This is a genomic window from Neiella marina (assembly GCF_002165625.1).
GTDB classification, from domain to species: Bacteria; Pseudomonadota; Gammaproteobacteria; order Enterobacterales; family Neiellaceae; genus Neiella; species Neiella marina.
In genome coordinates this window covers 77300-96627 of the sequence record NZ_NGNS01000003.1, presented here as the reverse complement: position 1 = coordinate 96627, position 19328 = coordinate 77300, and the positions used below count along the sequence as shown (strand labels likewise).

The window sequence follows — 19328 nt, the reverse complement described above, 5'->3', positions numbered from 1 at the left end:
GGCCCACGAAGATGGGCCGTTGTCGCTGGTTTGTTTATAGCGTGGCGTTAAAACGCTCGAAGCCTGCTTCCAAATCAGCAATTAGATCATCAACATGCTCGAGGCCAACATGGAGTCGAATGAGTGGCCCGTTTGTTTGCCATTGAGTGGCGGTGCGCAAACGTTCAATACCGTAAACGGCAAGGATCAGTGACTCATAGCCGCCCCATGAATAGCCCATTTTGAAATGCTGCATGCCATCAAGCATTGCCGTCGTTGCTTGTTGATGGCCTTGTTTGAGCACGAACGAAAATAGACCGTTTGAGCCACTGAAGTCTCGTTGCCAGACTTGGTGACCCGGACAGCTTGCAAAGGCTGGGTGGCGGACGTGGTCGACTTCAGGTCGCTCAGCTAACCAATTGGCCAGTTTCAAGGCATTTTCTTGGTGCTGCTGCATCCGAACATTGAGAGTCCGAAGTCCACGCAAAGCCAAATATAAATCATCGGGTGACGTACATTGGCCAAGTAGGTAGCTGTTTTCGCGCAGTTGTGGCCAAAATTCTTTTGTCGCCACCGCCGTACCGAGCATGACATCGGAGTGCCCAACGATGTATTTAGTGGCTGCCTGGATACTGATATCAACACCTAACGAGAACGCATCGAGCAGGACCCCAGCTCCCCATGTGTTATCGAGCATCACAATGGCGCCATGGCGATGAGCGACCTCAGCAATTGCAGGTACATCTTGTACTTCCATGGTGATTGAGCCGGGCGATTCGGTAAACACCACTTTGGTATTGGCTTGGAGCAAAGATTCAATGTTGTCACCGATCATCGGGTCATAGTAGGTGGTCTCAATACCGAGATTGGCTAACATCTTGTCGCAAAAGTCGCGAGTCGGTTCATAGACAGTGTCGACCATTAACAGATGGTCGCCAGCCTTTAAGAACGATAGCAAGGCGCCAGATATGGCAGCGGTACCGCAAGGGTAAACAGCGCAACCCGCACCGCCTTCCAGTTGCGTCATGGCATCAGCAAAAGCAAAGGTAGTTTCAGTGCCGCGACGGCCATAAAACAACGTTTGATTAGCGCGATTACCGGTCGCTTGTTTCATTTGTGCGACTGACTCGAATACGACCGTTGAACCGCGCATAACTGGCGGATTGACCACCCCTTTGGTCCATTTCGGATCGCGGCCGGCCGATACCACAGTTGTCGCTTTGTGCTTGCTAGTCATTCCTGTTCACTTGTGACGGGGAAAAGTGATTAGGGTTGTAACACATTGATTGCAGTATTCAAGCCGTTTGCAATGATTAGCCTGCTGTCATTTAAATATGTATGGAAAGTAATGACGTAACTGCTCCCAACTCAATCGTTCTAACTTGGCAATGTTTCGCTCTGGGATCTTGTCGGGGTCGGCGTAGTTCATCAGCGCGTCAGTTAGGCTCTGCTCGCGAATTAAATGCAGTAATGGGTAGGGAGAGCAATTGGTTAAGTTACTAGTGTCGTCAGGCTCAGTATCAACAAACTGATATTGGGGGTGGAAGCTGGCAATTTGTAATTGGCCAGCAAATCCTTGTTGTTCCAGCAGTGCGTCTGCTAAGTCCAAAAAATCATTGTAGCGGTCAAACTGTTGCAACATGTTAGGTACGGCGATGATGGTGGTTTCCAATTCATCGACTGGAGCAGCCAATAGCCGGCGCATTTCATCATCAAGTTGCAGTAGCAGTTGTTGTTCATCGGTCGCCGTCGAAACAATGATATCGATTAGGTTTAAACGGTGAGGGCGGGCAGCAAATGGGCACAGGTTGAGGCCAATCACAACATCCTTAAGCCATTGCTCGACTTCCTGTCGTATTGATTCAATCATTTTTGTTAACCATCAGGGCATTAATAGTTTGGTCGTGGCGCTGTGTTCAAGCTATTGTATTTCGAATAACGTCGATATTCATCGCATGGATCAATAACTTGCTACCGAGATAACGTTTGTCATCGATTGCTTTATCGAGGCTGACAGGCATACTAAGCCCCTATCTTTATAGCACGATACAGGAAAGGCTAGTGCGCACCACAGATCTCGTCGGCGGAGTCCGTCACTCTGCACCCTACGTTAATGCCCACCGCGGTAAAACTTTTGTTGTGATGCTCGGTGGTGAAGCTGTCGACCATCCCAATTTTCGAAATATTCTTAACGACATCGCGTTGTTAAATACCTTGGGCATTAAATTGGTATTGGTGTTCGGTGCCAGACCGCAGATTAACCGTGCAATGGCAAAACAGGGCATTGATGCGCAGTATCACAACGAGGTTCGAATTACCGACAGCGACGTATTGGAGCAGGTCAAGCAGATCACCGGCAGCATGCAGCTCGATATTATGGCGCGATTGTCGATGAGTTTGAGCAACACGCCGATGCAGGGCTCAGATATCAATGTTATTACGGGCAATTTCGTTATCGCCCAGCCCATTGGCGTGATTGATGGCATCGATCACTGTCACAGCGGCCGAGTTCGTCGCATTGATGTTGAATGTATCGAGCAACTACTGCAAAGCAACAATATCGTCCTTCACGGCCCAATTGCGGCATCAGTTACTGGCGAAAGCTTTAACTTGACGGCAGAAGAAATCGCCACTCAAATTGCCATTCGCCTGAAAGCGGAAAAAATGATCGGCTTTTCTGAGTTGCCGGGAATCTTAGACGAGCAACAGCAAGTCATTGCGGAGTTGCTGCCGCGCCAAGCAGAAAATGTCTTGCGCCAACCAGAACATCAAGTTTATGCATGCCCAGCGGCACATAACTTTCTTAACGCCGCAATTCGCGCTTGTCGCAGTGGCGTCAATCGTTGCCACTTGGTGAGTTATAAAGACGATGGCGCGCTGTTGCAGGAACTCTTTTCTCGCGATGGTATTGGTACTCAGCTGGTGATCGAAAGCGCCGAGCGAATGATTTCAGCCGACATTTCGCACATTGGCGGTATTTTGGACTTGATTCGGCCACTGGAACAACAGGGCATACTGGTGCGCCGTTCGCGGGAGCAGTTGGAAACCGAAATTGAACATTTCAATGTTGTCGAACGCGATGGTTTGGTCATCGGTTGCGTTGCACTGTATCCGTTTCTTGAGCACAAGTGTGCCGAATTTGCCTGCCTAGCTATTCACCCTACCTATCGAGCCGCACAACGCGGAGAGGTGCTACTTAAAGCTGCAGTACAACGAGCTAAACACATGGGCTGCGAGCAGATCTTTGCGTTGACCACCACCAGTATTCACTGGTTCTTAGAACATGGTTTTGTGATGGCTGATGTCAGCGATTTGCCGCCGAGTAAACAGCAGCTGTACAACTTGCAGCGCAAGTCAAAAGTGTTATTGATGGATCTGCACTAGCAAAAGCCCGGTGATGCCGGGCTTTTGTCTATCTCGTATTAAGTAATACTAAGAATACCTGCCGGTAGGGCAAAAAACGCTGTTCCTAGATAACCTGCGGCGACCCACTGTCTTGGACTGGCGGCGGCTTGGGCTAGCTTTTCTGAACACCGCAGCGGAATGTTGCGAAGCACTGGGATGCCGTAAATAACCACAGTAGAGAGCAAGTTGAATAGTAGATGCAGTATTGCAATTGTCATCGCTGCTTGAGCTGTGGCTCCGGTGATTGCCGTGGCCGCTAATATGGCTGTGATTGTCGTGCCAATATTGGCACCAAGGGTAAAGGGGTAGATTTCTCGTAACTTGAGGGTGCCAGAGCCGACAAGCGGTACGATCAAGCTAGTAGTCGTTGACGATGATTGGACTAACACGGTGACCGCGGCGCCTGATGCAATTCCAGACAATGGACCCCGCCCCAGAGCCCGCTTCAGAATGTCCTTGGCTTTGCCAACCATCACCGAGCGTAGCAGTTTTGAGAGTCCAGTTACCGCCAGCAGAATCAGGCCGATACCACAGATGATTTGAGCCATTGCTTGACCATTTTCAGGTAACCATGACAACACGAAAGAAATAACGGACTCGCCCGGTGCTAATAAGGGTTTCATGAAGTTAAGGCCACTCATCGACAGATTGTCCGATCCCATAAATGCGCTGACCAGTGCCGTGGAGGTTTTTTCCAGAAACCCAGTCATCAGTTCTAACGGCAGTAGAATGATCACCGCCAACCAATTGAAAAAGTCATGAATGGTTGAAGCAGCAAACGCGCGCCGAAATTCCTGCCCGCGGCGAAGATGACCGAGGCTGACCATGGTATTGGTGATGGTGGTGCCAATATTTGCCCCCATGATCATCGGAATCGCCATTGAAATAGGTAAGCCACCTGCAACTAAACCGACGATTACCGAGGTCACTGTACTTGATGATTGCACCAGCGATGTGGCGACCACACCAAGTAACAAAGCGGCGATTGGATGGGTAGCAAAAGCGAAGATCTGTTCGGCACCTTGGGAGCCGCCAGAGAGGAATTTGAAACCATCGCCAATTGAATTAACCGCCAGTAGAACTATATATACGGCTAGCGCTATGCCTAGCCATTGACGCCATTGGCGAGGTGGTTGATTCGGTGGTTGTTGTAGCGCTTGTGAGTCGTTCATGTCGTTGTATCCGCAAAGTTCGAAAGAAGATTTGCGGCTACTTTAGATGGCGAAACTGAACGGTTGCTGAACTTGATTTTGGCGATTCAAATAATCCAAGCTCGGCATTTGCCGAGCTTGGATTTGCCTTTATTGATAAGGGCTTACCACCCGCATTGACGGCCTTGATTTTGTTCGTCAAGCCATACTTTAAGCGGTGCGAAGTAATCCAAAATCGCGGTTGCATCCATATCCTTGGAGCCGGTCATCACCTCAAGGGTTTGTTGCCATGGTTGGCTGGCGCCAAGTTCTAAGCCCTGCGCCAGTACCTTGCCCGCATCATCGCTGCCAAAGATCGAACAGCGGTGAATGCTGCCGGAATCACCTGCCGTCTGGCACAAAGAGCGATGCAATTGGAATTGCAGGATATGGGCAAGGAAGTAGCGGGTGTATGGCGTGTTGCCTGGAACATGGTATTTAGCACCTGGATCGAAGTCAGCTTCTGAGCGCGCAATAGGAGCTTTGACGCCTTGGTATTTCTCGCGAAGTTGCCACCAAGCTTGGTTGTATTGTTCTGGCGTTATTTGGCCAGAGAACACCTGCCAACGCCACTGATCGACGAGTAAGCCAAAAGGAATAAATGCGACTTTATCCAGGGCCATTTTCATTAACAGGCCTAAATCAGCCGATTCATCTGGCACTTGTTCGATTAAGCCCATCTGTTTTAAATATTTCGGAGTCACCGAAAGTGCAACAGTGTCGCCTAAGGCTTCGTGAAATCCATCATTGGCGCTGCCTTGGAACAAGTAAGGTTGCTCTTTGTAGGCGCGTTGATAGATGTTATGGCCCAATTCATGGTGGATCACTGCGAATTCCTCGCCAGTGCGCTGAATACACATCTTAATCCGAATGTCGTCTTTGTTGTCCAAGTCCCAGGCCGATGCATGACACACGACATCGCGATCGCGAGGCTGGATGAACTGACTGCGATGCCAAAAGGTTTCTGGCAGCGGATCAAAGCCCAATGAGGTGAAAAAGCCCTCGGCAGCTTTGACCATATCGCGCTCATCGTATTGATGATGGGCCAATTGTTTGGTTAGATCGAATCCAGGATCGGCATTTTCTGGACCGACTAAATCATAGATATTCCCCCAGCTTTGGGCCCACATGTTACCCAGTAAATGAGCTGGGATTGGCTGATCTTGCGGCACAAGATCGGTGCCATAGTGCTCACCGAGTTCAGCTCGGACATGGCAGTGTAGGGCATCATAGAGCGGCTTAACCTGGCCCCACAGGCGATCGAGTTCAGTGGAAAAATCATCCGCTGGCATATCGTAATTTGAACGCCACATTTGACCCAAATCGGCAAATCCTAGGCCTTGGGCTCCTTGGTTCGCCAGCTCAACTTGACGTTGATAAAGCGGCCGCATCGGTGGCGATACTTGACGCCAGCCTTGCCACAGTTCGAGCAGTTCATCAGCGTCGCGGGAATTTGCCATGATTTGGCCCATCTCCGGCAGCGACAATACTTGGCCATCATTGGTAATGTATTTGCCTTTGCCATACATACCGCCAAGGTCAGCAGCAATCTTCGCTAGTTCGGCATTTTTTTCCTTGTCCAACGGAGACGGCAACACTAGGGCAAGCTTCAGTTTGTCGAGTTTACGGCGAACTTCATCTGGAAGCTCTAAGTCATCAAACTTTGCCGCTTTGTGCGCTAGCGCCACCGTTGTTGCGGTAAAACTCTCGCCGGCGTCCGCAGCCAGAGACGCGGTGTCTTCAGTGATGTACGTTTGATAGATCCATTCTGCACGACTTACTTCAACGCTCAAGTCAGCGAGAGTTGCTTCTGCTTCGGCAACGAAATCAATTGCGTCTTGTTTGGTAGCAGTTGGCTTGGTTGGCTGTTCACTGCAGCCTAGAGCCATTAGTGACACTGTAACTGCTAGCGCTATCGGCTTGGCAGTGGTGAATAGTTTCATGATTATCCCTATATTTTTTATCATCGGTAGTCGCGCTGAAATGCTAATGAATGAATTTGGTAATTGAAAGAGGCCAAATAGATCGGCGAACAATAGTTGTACAAAAAAGATAAAAAAAACCCAGCGCTAAGGTGACAGATCAGGTCGCTGGGTCAGGGAAGTAGGAAAAGGTGTTTACCTCTTGCTAACGTGTATGACTCGAATTGTTCACGAAAGTTCATTTTGTTTTGCATTTATTCGCTTGTGGTAATGTGATTAGAGATCAATCACACATATACGAAAATTTCGTCACATTCACGTCATTTTTAGGTCCTTTGTGAGACCAGAAAATCATTGGTAAAAAACTTTTTAGTTACTGTATTTATTATGAAAAGTAATGCGCCGTATGGTTAATTTACAGTACATAACAAGGCTTGACAGGTTAAAAAAACAAACATAGATTTGAAACACCTGTTTGAATTAGAACTTGGTTATGAGTCGACAAACTACCCAAAACAAAATTCTCGATGCTGCAGAGCGCTTGTTTGCCGAACGAGGATTTGCTGATACGTCGCTACGTTTAATTACTAGTGAGGCTGACGTTAATTTGGCTTCGGTTAACTATCACTTTGGTTCCAAGAAAGCGCTGATTAAGGCTGTTTTGGCCCGCTACCTCGAACAATTTATGCCGCGGTTAAGTGACGCCTTGGATGAGCTCTTACAATCGCAACAACAACCGACATTGCATCAAGTGTTCGATAGTTTTGTTGAACCAATGCTGGCACTGAACAATTTCCGGGCCAGTGGCACCAATATTTTTATGCAGCTATTGGGGCGGGGTTATAGCGATAGCCAGGGGCACTTGCGCTGGTTTCTGACCACCCAGTACGGTGATGTGTTAACCAAGATTACGGCTGCGGTAAAACGAGCAAACCCTGAGTTATCGCCGAGTGAGTTCTTTTGGCGCATGCACTTTACCCTGGGCACAGTGGTCTTCACCTTGGCGTCCAATGAAGCGTTACGAGACATTGCGCGTAGCGAATTTAATGAAAACTTAGACGTCGAAGGATTGGTTCGTCGATTGGTTCCTTTCCTAGCTGCTGGCGTAGGAGCGCCAGTGAGCACCATCAGCCTGAATAATGGGGTGAAAAAATGACAATTATAATGATGTTGCTGGTTCTGTTGGCGGTCGTACTGTTGGTCGGCGATATTCGTCGTACGCTAATCATCAAACCGATATTCAGTGTGTTTAAGAAAGTGTTGCCACCGTTATCTAAAACTGAACGAGAGGCAATGGAAGCCGGTGATACTTGGTGGGACGGCGATCTATTCAGTGGCAAGCCTGATTGGCAAAAATTGCTTAGCATTTCGAAGCCAGAGTTGAGCGCTGAAGAACAAGCCTTTATGGACAATCAAGTGAAGACTTTGTTGGCCATGTTGGATGACTACGAAATTGTCCAACAGCAAAATGACTTACCCAAGCCCGTTTGGGAGTACTTGGGCCAACAAGGCTTTTTCTCTCTGATCATTCCCAAGCAGTATGGCGGCTTGGAATTTTCGGCAATCGCCAACAGTGCCATCGTCAGCGCTATCGCGAGTAGAAGCTTAAGTGCGGCGGTAACTGTGATGGTGCCAAACTCGCTTGGGCCAGGCGAATTGCTGATGCATTATGGTACCGAAGAGCAAAAGCAGCGCTGGCTACCGGGTTTAGCTAACGGTACAGAAGTACCTTGCTTCGCCTTGACCGGCCCACAGGCAGGCTCTGACGCCGGAGCAATTCCAGACACAGGTGTGGTGTGTAAAGGTATTCACAACGGCGAAGAGGTGCTCGGCGTCAGGCTTAACTTTGCCAAGCGTTACATCACATTGGCACCAGTAGCAACAGTCGTAGGTTTGGCGTTTAAGCTATCCGATCCAGATGGCTTGATTGGCAGTGACACCAACCCCGGTATCACCTGTGCTCTGATCCCAGCTGAACATCCAGGGATTGAAATCGGAAAGCGACACAACCCGTTGAGCTTGGCATTTATGAACGGCACCGTTTACGGCAATGACGTCTTTATTCCTATTGACTGGATCATTGGCGGACCCGACTACGCTGGTCGCGGTTGGCGGATGTTGGTGGAGTGCTTATCAGCCGGGCGCGGTATCTCGTTACCAGCATTGGCCTCTGCCACAGGGCACCTATCAGCAAGAATGACTGGTGCTTATAGCTATGTTCGTCGCCAGTTCGGACTGCCTATCGGTCAATTCGAAGGGGTACAGGAAGCCATGGCTCGAATCGGTGGTCTCACCTATAGCCTCGAGGCGGTGCGGAAGATGACTGCTGGAGCGCTCGATTTAGGCACTAGTCCGTCTGTTGTTACTGCCATTGCCAAGTACCATATGACTGAAATGGGCCGTCAAGTGATCAATGATGCGATGGACATCCACGCTGGCAGAGGCATTCAGCTTGGCCCTAAAAACTACCTAGGTCACCACTACATGGGGATCCCTATCTCGATCACGGTCGAGGGCGCTAATATTCTCACTCGCAACTTAATGATATTTGGCCAAGGCGCAACGCGCTGCCACCCCTATGTTCTGAAAGAAATGGAAGCCGCGGCGAATCCAAACCCTGATGAAGGACTCCGTCAGTTTGATCAACTGCTGTCGCAACATGTTCTGTTTGCTACCGGCAACGTCGCAAGTTCGTTGTTTATGGGCTTAACCGGCTCACGTTTTGCCTCTGCGCCAGTGAGTGGCGAGACTAAACGCTATTATCAACACTTGAGCCGATTTAGTCGCGGTTTAGCCATGTGTGCTGACTTTTCGATGCTGGTGTTGGGCGGAGATTTGAAGCGTAAAGAAATGATTTCGGCACGCCTCGGTGACGTGTTAAGTCATTTGTATATGGCCTCAGCGGTGCTCAAACATTACGAGGATGATGGACGTCAACAAGGTGACTTACCCCTTGTTCATTATGCGATGCAACGGCACCTAAACGAGATTGGTAAAGCGTTTGCTGGCTTGTTCAATAATTTCCCGAATCGTTTTGTTGGCCGAATTATGAAGCTTTGTGTGTTTCCACTCGGTAACCATTTTGCACCTGCATCAGACACCATTATCAATCAAGTTGCCGATATGCTCATGACCCCGAGTGTGGTGAGAGAGCGATTAACTCATCTATGCTTTGTTGGTGACAACCAAGACGATCCGACCGGTTTAATGGAACAAGCCTTTATTGCCATGTACAACATTAAGGATATTGAGAGAAAGCTCAAAGGTGCGCAGCGCAGCGGCGTGTTGCCAGTCAAACTTGCTACTGATGAGTTAATGCGGTTGGCTTTAGAAAACAATGTTATATCAGCAGTAGAGGCTGAACAGCTAAGCCAGGCATACGCTTTGGCCGCTGATGCGATCGGTGTCGATGAGTTTGATACTGAGCGCAGTTTGGCAGGTCAACAACAGCACACTCACGATGCCGCGTAGCTGAGACTTTTTTGCTGTTACCATTGATGCCATAAGCCGGTCTTGGTAAGACCGGCTTTTTTATTCTGTTACTGCTAGTTGACGGCCAGGTGAAGCTTGCAACACTGCTTTTTGCTTGGATATTGCCATGATCGGAGTAGACTAACGCCTCCACAAAGGAGTGATCATGCACACAGTTTCGGGCCGTTCAGTGTTTGGCTTTTCGTTAGCGATGTTGACTAGCATCATGTGGGGAGTGCTGCCCATTGCACTGAAAGATGTCTTGACCGACGTCGACCCTTACACCATTACCTTTTTTCGCTTCATGTCTTCGGGTCTTATTTTAGCGTGCTGGTTGTCTTTTCGAGGAGGCTTGCCAACAGCCCGACAGTTCAATCGTCCGATAGCCATTGGGGTGTTCGTTGCAGCACTGAGTTTGTCGTTGAATTATGGTGGCTATTTGATTGGGCTTGATTACCTTGAACCCAAAGCTGCCCAGGTCATTATTCAGTTAGCGCCATTTTTATTATTAATTGGCAGTGTTATTTGGTTTAAAGAGCAGTTTTCAATGTGGCAATCGCTCGGTGCCATTACTTTGCTCGTTGGCCTGATGCTGTTTTTTAACCAACGCGCCGCTGAACTAATTGCCGGCTTAGGCAGTTATACCTTGGGTGTGCTGTGGATTGTATTTGCCGCTTTTACGTGGGCGGTGTATGCCTTGATTCAAAAAGGCCTATTGCGCCACTTTACGTCGGTGCAGTTGTTGATGGTGTTTAATCTATTCGGCGGTATTGCTTTCTTGTTTTTGGCAACACCTTCGCAAGTGTTGGCATTGAATGCTTGGCAATGGGCAATGCTGATATTCTGCTGCTTGAACACGGTCATTGCGTACGGCGCATTTGCTGAAGCAATGAACCACTGGCAGGCGTCGAAGGTGAGTGCGGTGCTGGCAATAACGCCGCTCATTACGATTGTTGTTATTGATATCTTAGCTTGGTGGCTGCCACAGTATTATCAAGCCGAACAACTCAATATGTTGGCTATGTTCGGTGCCGCTATGGTGATTGTTGGTTCTATTGTTGCGGCGTTAGGCAAACGTACTTAGTCAGCTAACTCGAGCCGGTTGCGACCATTCTCCTTTGCCTTATAAAGCGCTTGGTCTGCTCGTTTCATCACCGCTTCGTAGTCTTCGCCCGTTTGCCGTTGAGCCAGGCCGAGGCTGATGGTGACGTGGGTGGTTTTCAACTTTTTCGGTTTCTGTCCACGCTGCTGGCGGCCCAATTTGTTGCTGTCAGGGCGAGCAGACGCATCACGCACGATTAAGTCATAACAACCGATGGCCTCTCGCAATGCCTCTAAATGCGGCACACAAGCAGCGGGCTCGGCATTACGAAATACCACCGCAAATTCTTCACCACCAAACCGATATGCGCGGCCGCCGCCAGTTACGTTGGCCAACTTGGCGGCGACCAACTTGAGTACGTCATCGCCCGTATCGTGACCATAGGTATCATTAAACTTTTTGAAGTGGTCGACGTCCGTCATAGCCATGCAATAGCTACGACTAGCATGTTTCAGATCAGAGACTAGTGCGCGACGGCCTGGCAACTGCGTCAGTTCGTCGTAGAACGCCATGCGATAACTACTACTCAAGAACGATCGACACAGAATAAGCTGCATGGCGATGACACCTGTTGCTGAAACATATGCTTGTTCGAACATAGCCAGCATCCAGGTGGCAATGACAATGGTGACCGCCAAATCTAAATCGAACGTTTGTCGATACTTGTAGTAGCGCCAAGCCAGAGTCATCAGGCAGGCGAGGGCCATCAGCAAACAACTAATGGGCTGCCACAACCAACTAACAGGTCGTACGGCCAACCAAGATTCTAGCCAGCTGTCGAAACTAGCCTCATGTTGGACTAACAAATAGGCGATTAGGAACTGCGACAGTGCTACGGCTAAAGACATCATGCCGAGCGGAGAGAGCAGAGGCTGCTCGGAGCAGAAGCTCATCACTGCTAAGTTTAGAGGCACAGCAACGGCGATGATGACGAATACTTTCTGGCTAAATGCAATCTCCATCGGTTGTTGCAGCCAAATCTGGATGATGGCAAAAATAGCCATGTACATGACGGCTAGGATCGCAACTCGACCTTGACGAAAGGGAATCGACAGTGCAACCAATAGAGCGCCGAGCCCGTAGGGCACTGCTTGATAAACGGAGAGATACTCGCTCGACCATAGACTTGGCAACTGACTGGCCCAAATCAGGCTAATTACAACGATCAGGGGCCAAAGAAATGGGTACAACTGCAACATGATAAAGCGTTAGGTTTAACTACACAGGTCACCATAGTTACACAGGCGCCGTAGATTGAAAAGCGACGCATCGCTAACTGCTTGGCATACAAACAATAAAGGCGCCAAAAAGGCGCCTTTATCAGTTGTTGCACGGTTAACTTAGTTAACGCGAATAACTTTACAGTTGTTGGTGCTGCCAGCTTGACCCATGATGTCACCTTTAGTGAGGATCACTAAGTCACCAGCTTCTAGCAAATCACGGCCTTTCAGCATGTTGAAGATGGCGTGAGCAACACTTTCTGGTGTTTCTTGGCGGCTATCGAAGAAGATAGGCTCAACACCGCGATACAAGGCTAACTTGTTCAGCGTCGCTTGATGACGGCTTAGACCGATGATTGGCAGGCCAGAAGTGATGCGCGAAGTCATCAATGCAGTGCGGCCAGATTCAGTCAAACAAACGATTGCTTTGACACCTTCAAGGTGGTTTGCTGCGTACATAGCAGACATCGCAATTGCTTCTTCAATAGTGGTGAAGGTTTGGTTCATACGGTGGCGTGAGATGTTCACGCGAGGATGTTTTTCTGCACCTACAGCTACCTTAGCCATAGCTTGCACGGTTTCTTCTGGGTAGTCACCAGCGGCTGTCTCAGCAGAGAGCATCACAGCATCAGTGCCGTCTAGAACGGCGTTCGCAACGTCCATTACTTCGGCACGAGTTGGCATTGGCGCGGTGATCATCGACTCCATCATTTGAGTCGCGGTGATCACAACGCGGTTCAACGCACGTGAGCGAGAAATGATTTTCTTCTGCACACCAACTAGTTCTGGATCACCGATTTCAACACCCAAGTCACCACGCGCAACCATGACGATATCTGAGTTCAAGATAATGTCATCAAGGGCGGCTTCAGTATTAACGGTTTCTGCACGCTCCACCTTGGCACAAATTTGCGGCTCAAAGCCTGCTTCTTTGGCCAGTTGACGGGCATACTGCAAATCTTCACCACTACGAGGGAAAGACACTGCCAGGTAATCAACGCCAATATCAGCAGCTGTTTTAATGTCCGCTTTGTCTTTTTCGGTCAACGCCGCGGCAGAAAGACCACCACCTTGTTTGTTGATCCCTTTATTGTTTGATAGTGGACCGCCAACTGTAACTTCAGTGAAAACTTTTGTTCCCTGAGTGTCTAAAACTTTCAGTTGTACGCGACCATCATCCAACAACAGAATATCGCCGTGATGAACATCGTTTGGTAGCTCTTTGTAGTCGAGGCCAACTGCATCTTGGTGACCTTCGCCTTTTTCCATTGACGCGTCTAAACAGAATTTATCGCCAACTTTCAGTTGAACTTTGCCATCTTTAAAAGTTGAAACGCGGATTTTCGGGCCCTGCAAATCACCCAGAATAGCGACGTGAACGCCCAAGCGTTCAGCTATTTCACGGACATCCTGTGCGCGTTTTTTGTGGTCTTCTGGGGAGCCGTGAGAGAAGTTCATGCGAACAACGTTAGCACCGGCACGAATGATTTTTTCAAGATTACCATCACGGTCTGTCGCTGGTCCCAGCGTCGTAACGATCTTGGTTCTTCTAAGCATTGCTAGCTCCGAGATTTAGGTGTGTGATTATGAAGCGGGCGAAATATTACCACAGCTTTTGTTGACATTTTTGTAAAAAAACAACCAAAACATTGATTTCTGGCAATCAATTCACGATAGCTGAAATAAGTTTTCAAATATTGCAGCATCGGTCAAAAAGTGATTTGTATTGTAGTCGGTTCCAGAAAAAAAACATGATCTGGAAAAAGCCCGGTGCAAAGACCGGGCGATACGTAAATTACAAGACAGCTTTAAAGCCATCCTTATTTAGCCGAGAGTCCTTGAGGCTATCTTTAACGCGTTTTAGGTTCTCTCTGAATTTATTCCCTCGGCGCAAGGTAAAACCAGTAGAAAGCACATCAACAAGCACCAACTGAGCGATGCGAGAAGCCATCGGCATATAAATATCGGTATCTTCTGGTACATCCATGGATAACACCAAATGACATTCTTTTGCTAATGGTGAATCGGCTGCTGTAATGCCAATCACGGTTGCATCGTTCTCACGTGCTAATCGGGCGATGTCTACTAAGTGCTTGGTGCGGCCAGTGTGAGAGAATAAAACAACAACATTACCGTCAGTTGAATTTATTGCGCTCATCCGCATCATGACCACGTCGTCAAAACAAATTACTGGCACGTTGAAGCGGAAGAATTTGTTTTGCGCGTCGTGAGCGACCGCAGAACTGGCGCCAAGGCCAAAAAATGAGATTTGATTGGCTTGGGTAAGGATATCAACGGCTCGATTGATCAGTGCCGTATCGACAGATTGTCTGGCTGTATCTAAGCAGGCCATTGTCGATTCAAAAATCTTTGATGTGTAAGCGTCTGGACCGTCTTGTTCTTCGACATGACGGTTCACATAAGGCGTGCCATTGGCGAGGCTTTGCGCTAAGTGCAACTTGAAGTCCGGAAAACCTTTGGTGTCGAGTCGACGGCAGAATCTATTAACAGTTGGTTCACTGACGTCTGCCATTTTTGCCAACGTTGCGATGCTCGAATGAATGGCAGTCTGTGGCGCGGCAAGAATAACTTCCGCAACTTTTCGCTCAGATTTGCTGAAACTGTTTAAGTGTTTTGATATTTTATCAAGGGTATTCATTATGCCTGGCCTGTCCGACCCCAACATGATGCAATGAAGCTCATATGGGTTCCTTGTAAAATGACTCCGTAATAAACGTTCAATACTGACACTGATTAGTAGTAACTATTCAGATCTGGCTCACGTTTTGTAAAAAATTTACGTAAAAGTAAGCGTGAAGTCATGAATTTACGAGATTCTAGGGCAGGTTTTTGTAGTAAATACACAATCTTGATCAATTAATTGTAATTTTCTGGAATTTTTGTGGTTCAGTGAGATCTAGATAACAACTATAGCTAAGCTCACTAAGGTCACTAACCGCAGCGACCACATTCTTAAATAGGTTTGGAGAAGCTATGTCGCAGGGTGAATATACCGCGCAGTGCGATTTTGTTTTAATTGGTGCGCAGGGCGATCTAGCCCGTCGTAAATTATTGCCTTCTTTATATCAACTCGATAAAGCAGGGTTGTTGCACCCAGATACACGTATTATTGGTGCTGCTCGTCGCGATTATGATCACGAGCAGTATCGTGATGTTGTGTTAGAAAACACTACATCTTTTATGTCAGATGAAATTTGTGAAGAAACCTGGCAGCGATTTGTCCAGCGTCTGTTCTTTTTCCGTCTTGATGTTGATGATCAGGCGACCTACGACGCCGTTAAAGCGTTTGTTGGTGATTCTCAGTTGCCAAGCGTCTATTACTTTGCCATGCCACCTGCAACCTATGGCACCATTTGTAAAGGTCTGAACCAAGCTGGGCTAGTGAATGACCAGTGCCGAGTGGTGTTGGAAAAGCCAATCGGCAAAGACCTTGAATCATCCAAGGTGATTAATGACCAAGTCGCAGAGTTTTTTGACGAAGGCCAAATCTATCGAATCGATCACTACTTAGGTAAGGATACGGTTCTCAACTTGTTTGCCTTACGGTTTGCCAATGCGTTGTTTACCAATAACTGGGATCACAACAACATTGATCATGTGCAGATAACAGTCGCCGAAGAAGTGGGTATTGAAGGTCGTTGGGGTTACTTCGACAAGGCTGGACAGATGCGCGATATGGTACAAAACCATTTGCTGCAGTTGTTGACCATTATTGCCATGGAGCCGCCGGTTGATTTAGATGCTGACAGTGTCCGCAATGAGAAGCTTAAAGTACTCAAGGCCTTGCGACCTATTACTCATACCAATATCGATGCTAAAACGGTTCGTGGTCAGTACTCCTCCGGATTTTTGAAAGGTCATGCAGTACCTGGCTATCTGGAAGAAGAGGGTGCAAATCAGCGTAGCGAAACGGAAACGTTTGTCTCCATTCGCGTTGATATTGACAACTGGCGTTGGGCTGGCGTTCCTTTCTATCTGCGCACCGGCAAACGACTGCCAAGCAAGTTGAGTGAAATTGTCGTTTACTTTAAGCAGCAGCCCCATAATATTTTTGCTCATGCTTACCGTAACCTACCGCCAAACAAGTTAACTATCCGCTTGCAACCCAACGAAGGTGTTGAGTTCCAGTTCCTTAATAAGGTACCGGGTCTTGATGAGCCAATGAAGTTGCAACAGGCTAAATTGGATCTGAGTTTTTCTGAAACCTTTGCTAACGAACGAATTGCAGATGCCTATGAGCGTTTGTTGTACGAGGCCATGGTCGGTAATCAAACTCTGTTTGTCAGCCGCCCAGAAGTGGAGCAAGCATGGACTTGGGCCGATTCAATTATTGAAGCTTGGCAGCATTGTGGCGTGAGAGCTAAACCTTACCAAGCTGGCACTTGGGGACCTGTGTCGTCCGTTGCTCTATTAGCCAAAGATGATCGCAGCTGGCACGAGTGATGCCAACGGATAAACCGGCTCTTGAAAGGCGCGAGGAAAAACTTCGTGCCTTTTTTTGTGTTTGGTCAATAATTATCGCGGTTTCAAAAAAATATGACTGAGCAGCGTGCATAGCTTATTTTTTTTGACTCAAAAAAATGTTGTAATGTCGCGCGACTATATAACAAACAAACCACACAACAATTTTTAGCGGAGTAATTTCATGACTCAGCAACTTGGCCTAATTGCCGACGTAGGCGGCACCAATATTCGCCTTGCACTTGTTGACGAACAAGGCGTTGAGTATACCGAATTGCGCAAATACCTTTGCGCTCAGTATCCAACTATTACTGATGTCATTCGGCATTATCTTGAAGAGGTAAATGCTTCCGTACGCCACGCCTGTATTGCCATTGCTTGTCCAACCAATAGTGACTGGATTGATATGACTAACAATAGTTGGGCATTCTCTCGTCGCGAGGTGCAAGAAGAGCTAGGCTTGGACGCGCTCTACATCATCAATGATTACACCGCCATCTCTATGTCATTACCTTTCCTCAAAGACGATCAGATGGTGCAAGTCGGGCCGGGGATGATCGAGCCCGCAGCGCCGAAAGCTGTACTTGGTCCGGGTACTGGGTTGGGCGTTGCTCACTTGGTCAGTGTTGAAGGTCATTGGCATAGCTTGCCGGGAGAGGGCGGCCATGTTGATTTTGCCCCTATCGATGACGTTGACAACTACATCTGGAAGTATCTCAACAAACGTTACCCGCACGTCTCTTATGAGCAACTACTATCCGGTTTAGGCTTGATTCAGATCTATGAGGCACTATGCGAAATGCGTGGCGTCACTGTCATTGAGCGCACTCCGGCAGATATCACCACGTTGGGCGTGGCCGGCGAGTGCGAGCTTTGCCAAGCTGCAGTTGAGCAATTCTGTAAAGTGTTGGGCAGCCATGCCGGTAACCTGGCAATGAACCTAGGCGCCTTTGGTGGTGTCTATGTCGCTGGCGGTATCGTTCCGCGTTTCACTGATTTTGTTGAGCGGAGTGAATTCCGTGCCCGCTTTGAAGCGAAAGGGCGCTTTACTGATTACGTCCGCCGAGTACCAACGTTCTTGATTACCGAAGAGCAACCAGGTTTGCTTGGTGCTGCCGCTTATTTAATGCAAGAAGGCTTCAACTAATGACCAGCAAAGGGAGAGATTGGATGTAACGCTATGTTACTTTTCCTTTCCCTTTTTTGGACTATAGTTGTTCAGCAATTTAGCTGACTACAAAACTGTAAGTCTTTCAGGCTAAAATTAACGAATTCGCTCAAATGTTCGTACTATTACGAACATTTGAGCATGTAAATGTGAAGCTGGTCATGCCAGCAACCCTTTTTCTGAAGGGTTTTTTTGATTGATTAATATCAACATTATTTCATTCGGTGCTATTATAATGCACCCCCGTAAGATGATGAATTAATCCAACTTAAGGAACGAAAATGGCTATTAAAGTAGGCATCAACGGTTTCGGCCGTATCGGTCGCTTTGTATTCCGCGCTTCTGTTGAGCGTGCTGACATCGAAGTTGTAGGTATCAACGATTTGATCGACGTTGAGTACATGGCATACATGCTGAAGTACGATTCAACTCACGGTCGTTTTAACGGTACTGTTGAAGTCGTAGACGGCAACTTGGTTGTAAATGGCAAAACTGTACGTGTTACTGCTGAGCGCGATCCAGCTGCTCTGGCATGGGACGCAGTAGGCGCTGAAGTTGTTGTTGAATCAACTGGTCTGTTCCTGACTGACGAAACTGCACGTAAGCACATCGAAGCTGGTGCTAAGAAAGTTGTTCTGTCTGCTCCTTCTAAAGACGCAACTCCAATGTTCGTAATGGGCGTTAACCACGACACTTATGCTGGTCAAGACATCGTATCTAACGCGTCTTGTACTACTAACTGTTTGGCTCCTATCGCTAAAGTACTGAACGACAACTGGGGCATCAAAGACGGTTTGATGACTACTGTTCACGCTACTACTGCGACTCAGAAAACTGTTGACGGTCCTTCTGCGAAAGACTGGCGCGGTGGTCGTGGCGCTGGTCAGAACATCATCCCATCTTCAACTGGTGCTGCTAAAGCTGTAGGCGTAGTAATTCCTGAGTTGAATGGCAAACTGACTGGTATGGCATTCCGCGTTCCAACTCCAGACGTGTCTGTTGTTGACTTGACTGTTAACCTAGAGAAGCCTGCTAGCTACGAAGAAATTTGTGCGGCAATGAAAGCGGCTTCTGAAGGCGCAATGGCTGGCGTTTTGGGTTACACCGAAGACGCAGTTGTTTCTAACGACTTCGTTGGCGAAATCAACACTTCAGTATTCGATGCTGACGCTGGTATCGCACTGACTGATACTTTCGTTAAAGTTGTATCTTGGTACGACAACGAAATCGGCTACTCAAACAAAGTATTGGACTTGGTTGCTCACATCGCCTAAGTCGATCAATTTTGTTTCAAAAAGTCCGCTTTCATGCGGACTTTTTTTATGCCTGTTTTGTATACAAAACTATGCTTTATTGACTCAAGTAAAGTGTGACTCAATCTGCATATTT

Annotated in this window: 14 protein-coding genes; 7 read left to right on the top strand and 7 right to left on the bottom strand. The window is 47.9% G+C overall.

What is annotated here, in order from left to right; all coding sequences use genetic code 11:
- Positions 1-34: 34 nt before the first annotated feature.
- Positions 35-1216, bottom strand: a complete 1182-nt coding sequence (locus tag CBE68_RS03820) for a cystathionine beta-lyase (RefSeq protein ID WP_087504737.1) — start codon at positions 1214-1216, stop codon at positions 35-37.
- 87 nt (positions 1217-1303) lie between these two features.
- The gene (locus tag CBE68_RS03815; RefSeq protein WP_087504736.1) at positions 1304-1849 is read right to left on the bottom strand and encodes a DUF1415 domain-containing protein; all 546 of its coding nucleotides are present in this window, start codon (positions 1847-1849) and stop codon (positions 1304-1306) included.
- A gap of 191 nt (positions 1850-2040) precedes the next feature.
- On the opposite strand from CBE68_RS03815, the gene argA reads away from it, so the two are divergent.
- Positions 2041-3363: an amino-acid N-acetyltransferase gene (argA, locus tag CBE68_RS03810; RefSeq protein WP_087504735.1), complete on the top strand. Its 1323-nt coding sequence runs from the start codon at positions 2041-2043 to the stop codon at positions 3361-3363.
- Positions 3364-3401: 38 nt separating this feature from the next.
- On the opposite strand, the gene CBE68_RS03805 is transcribed toward argA, so the two are convergent.
- Together CBE68_RS03805 and CBE68_RS03800 are read right to left on the bottom strand one after the other, a co-directional pair.
- Positions 3402-4556 (bottom strand): Na/Pi symporter, encoded by a 1155-nt coding sequence (locus tag CBE68_RS03805; RefSeq protein ID WP_087504734.1) that lies wholly within the window; start codon positions 4554-4556, stop codon positions 3402-3404.
- A 143-nt stretch (positions 4557-4699) separates the two neighbouring features.
- Positions 4700-6517 carry a M2 family metallopeptidase gene (locus CBE68_RS03800; protein ID WP_188708073.1) on the bottom strand — a complete coding sequence of 606 codons (1818 nt, stop codon included), beginning with the start codon at positions 6515-6517 and terminating at the stop codon, positions 4700-4702.
- A gap of 472 nt (positions 6518-6989) precedes the next feature.
- Between CBE68_RS03800 and CBE68_RS03795 the strand changes: the two genes are divergently transcribed.
- From CBE68_RS03795 to CBE68_RS03785, 3 genes are all read left to right on the top strand, one after another.
- Entirely contained in the window at positions 6990-7652 is a 663-nt protein-coding gene (locus CBE68_RS03795; protein ID WP_087504733.1) for a TetR/AcrR family transcriptional regulator, read from the top strand.
- Positions 7649-9967 carry an acyl-CoA dehydrogenase gene (locus tag CBE68_RS03790; protein WP_087504732.1) on the top strand — a complete coding sequence of 773 codons (2319 nt, stop codon included), beginning with the start codon at positions 7649-7651 and terminating at the stop codon, positions 9965-9967. The genes CBE68_RS03795 and CBE68_RS03790 overlap by 4 nt, the downstream gene beginning before the upstream one ends.
- 166 nt (positions 9968-10133) lie before the next feature.
- Positions 10134-11051 (top strand): DMT family transporter, encoded by a 918-nt coding sequence (locus CBE68_RS03785; protein WP_087504899.1) that lies wholly within the window; start codon positions 10134-10136, stop codon positions 11049-11051.
- Here the strand turns inward: CBE68_RS03785 and CBE68_RS03780 are convergent.
- From CBE68_RS03780 to CBE68_RS03770, 3 genes are all read right to left on the bottom strand, one after another.
- Positions 11048-12268 carry a GGDEF domain-containing protein gene (locus CBE68_RS03780; RefSeq protein WP_087504731.1) on the bottom strand — a complete coding sequence of 407 codons (1221 nt, stop codon included), beginning with the start codon at positions 12266-12268 and terminating at the stop codon, positions 11048-11050. The genes CBE68_RS03785 and CBE68_RS03780 overlap by 4 nt on opposite strands.
- 141 nt (positions 12269-12409) lie before the next feature.
- The gene (gene pyk / locus CBE68_RS03775) at positions 12410-13846 is read right to left on the bottom strand and encodes a pyruvate kinase (protein ID WP_087504730.1); all 1437 of its coding nucleotides are present in this window, start codon (positions 13844-13846) and stop codon (positions 12410-12412) included.
- A 238-nt stretch (positions 13847-14084) separates the two neighbouring features.
- The gene (locus CBE68_RS03770; protein WP_087504729.1) at positions 14085-14948 is read right to left on the bottom strand and encodes a MurR/RpiR family transcriptional regulator; all 864 of its coding nucleotides are present in this window, start codon (positions 14946-14948) and stop codon (positions 14085-14087) included.
- 335 nt (positions 14949-15283) lie between these two features.
- Here CBE68_RS03770 and zwf point away from each other — a divergent pair, with 335 nt between their 5' ends.
- The 3 genes from zwf (at position 15284) to gap (ending at position 19213) form a co-directional block, all read left to right on the top strand.
- The gene (gene zwf / locus CBE68_RS03765; protein ID WP_087504728.1) at positions 15284-16753 is read left to right on the top strand and encodes a glucose-6-phosphate dehydrogenase; all 1470 of its coding nucleotides are present in this window, start codon (positions 15284-15286) and stop codon (positions 16751-16753) included.
- Between the two features lie 202 nt (positions 16754-16955).
- Positions 16956-17918 carry a glucokinase gene (locus tag CBE68_RS03760; protein ID WP_087504727.1) on the top strand — a complete coding sequence of 321 codons (963 nt, stop codon included), beginning with the start codon at positions 16956-16958 and terminating at the stop codon, positions 17916-17918.
- Positions 17919-18220: 302 nt separating this feature from the next.
- A complete protein-coding gene (gap, locus tag CBE68_RS03755; protein ID WP_087504726.1) occupies positions 18221-19213 on the top strand; it encodes a type I glyceraldehyde-3-phosphate dehydrogenase in 993 nt (330 codons plus the stop codon).
- Positions 19214-19328 lie beyond the last annotated feature (115 nt).